Origin of the sequence: Candidatus Magnetobacterium casense (assembly GCF_019173545.1) — a bacterium.
Classification (GTDB): domain Bacteria; phylum Nitrospirota; class Thermodesulfovibrionia; order Thermodesulfovibrionales; family Magnetobacteriaceae; genus Magnetobacterium; species Magnetobacterium cryptolimnobacter.
In genome coordinates, this window is the sequence record NZ_JABXWD010000469.1 from 1 (window position 1) to 2394 (window position 2394).

Consider the following 2394-nt stretch of genomic DNA (forward strand, 5'->3'; position numbering starts at 1 on the left):
TGCCAGACCGAAGTCCGTTACCTTTGCGGTTCCATCTGCGGTAAGCATTACGTTTGCCGGTTTTACATCCCTGTGGACGAGACCTTTTTCGTGCGAGTACTGAAGACCCAACTCCTATCCTTCCCTCGATGCCGCCGCAGATTGCCGCCTTGCTGCAAAGTTGTTTTAATCATGACCCGGAACAGCGGCCCGATAGTATGGAGGCAGTCGCAGACCGGTTAATCGGGATATTTCAGGAAATAACCGCTAATCCCTATCATCGGGCAATACCGCTGGCAAGCATGGCAACTGCCGACAGCTTAAACAACAGGGCGGTCTCGCTCCTTGACCTGGGAAGAGACAAAGAGGCTGAAAAACTCTGGAAAGAGGCCATACGAATTCAGCCGCATCATCCTCAATCGACATACAATTACGGCATTATTAATTGGCGCAACTCCAAGATAACCGACGACATCCTCGTCAGAGAACTTGAAGAGGTTCAGCGCTCTCACAAAGACGACTGGACGGCGGAGTATCTGCTTGCCCTCGTACATATAGAAAGGGACGACTGTGTGTCGGCCATTAAGTACCTCGAGCATATTATTGATGCATACGGCGTGATAGAGGAGGTTCAGACATCACTGATACTGGCTCGTGGAGAGCTCCTGAACTCACGAAGGCTGCTGAGGAGTTTCAATGGTCATACCGAGGCCGTCACCTCCGTGGGGTTAAGCCACGACGGACGCCTTGCCCTCTCGGGAAGTATGGACAAGACCGTCAAGCTCTGGGACACGGCAACGGGGCAGTGCCTCAAGACCCTGATAGGGCATTCCGGGGGTGTAACGGCGGTTTACATTACCAGTGACGCCAGATTTGCCATATCGGGCTGCCTCGATAAGTCCGTTCGGGTGTGGAATATATCTTCCGGAACTACCGTATACAATTTCAGGGGGCACACGGGCGAAGTAACCTCCGTATATCTCAGTCCGGACGGTAAATATCCAGTTTCCGGAAGTGCCGATGAGACAGTAAAACTATGGGATATCAAATCCGGCAACTACTTTCGCTCCTTTTCAGGCCACCGGGGCAGCATTACATCTGTGGCCATTACCAGCGACGGACAGCGCGTAGTTTCGGCCAGCCTGGACGGCACCGCAAGGATATGGGAGGTCTTGTCTCTGAGGTGTTTACATATTTTCAAAGGACACACGGCTGCAATCAACTCCATTTGTCTGAGCAAGGACGCCAATTATCTGGTCACAGCCGCTGCAGACAAGACCCTAAGGCTGTGGAATTTCCATACTCGCCAGTACCAAAGGACAATCCCGGGACATGCAGAACCAGTACTGTCAGTTGACCTGAACTCCAACTCCCGGTATGCCATCTCAGGCGGCCAGGACAAGACCGTACGACTGTGGGACTTAAACTCCAGGCGCTGCCTGCGCACATTCGAGGGACATCAGGCACCGGTTAGTTCAGTTTGCATGTCGGCAAATGGGAAATTCTTTGTCTCCAACGGCCAGGACAACGACGTACTTTTTTGGGAGCTTCAGACTGAGAAGGAGGTCTATCGGGCCCCCATGCTGCTGTCCCAGGTGTTAAAGAGCGAAACGGCCTTCTCGGCGATGGCGGCATATGGCCGTGAACTTTTGATGGCCAGACAATCGCTGCAATTAGGGGATTCCGTGAAGGCGGCCGGACATGTACGTAAGGCGCGCTCCCAAAAGGGTTATAGCAGGGCAGTTGAGGCACTGGACATATGGATGCAGCTTTATAGCGTATTCCCGCATAAGGAGCTTTCAGGCGGATGGGAGGTCTTTACGCTAAAGGGGCACGAGGCCGCGGTAACCTCTGTCTGCATCGACGACGACAATCGTTTTATCCTCTCTGGCAGCATGGATAAAACCCTCCGGTTGTGGGAAATCGACTCAGACAACCCGGAAGTGGTATTTAAAGGACACTTCGACGGGGTAAAATCCGTTTACCTGAGCCCCGACGGCAGATATGCCCTGTCTGGCGGTCTCGACAGGACAGTACGCCTGTGGGAGATACCCAAGGGACGTCTGCTGAAGACACTCAAAGGGCACTCCGCCGCTGTTAATGCCGTTTGCTTGACATCGGACGGCAAACTGGCCGTCTCTGGAAGCGATGACAAGACTGTCAAGGTGTGGGACTTGTCCTCAGGCAGCTGTATAAAGACCTTTACCAAGCACTCGGCCCCTGTGCGCGCCTTAGCTCTCAGTCTTGATAACAGGTTGTTGTTATCCGCGGGCGCAGATGATTTGATAAATCAGACAGAGATGACCATGGTGGACTTTCTCGGCCTTTTGGGCTCCTTCAGCGGCCACAATGCCCCTGTTAATTCCGTTTCGATAAGTTTAAACGGACGCTATGCCGTGTCGGGAGGCGATGATA

At 53.1% G+C, this 2394-nt stretch carries 2 pseudogenes; one reads left to right on the forward strand and one right to left on the reverse strand.

The features are described from left to right. Positions 1-108: pseudogene (locus tag HWQ67_RS20680) on the reverse strand (protein kinase domain-containing protein); the annotation flags it as partial. An 89-nt stretch (positions 109-197) separates the two neighbouring features. Here HWQ67_RS20680 and HWQ67_RS16445 point away from each other — a divergent pair. After that, positions 198-2394, forward strand: a pseudogene (locus tag HWQ67_RS16445) (hypothetical protein); the annotation flags it as partial.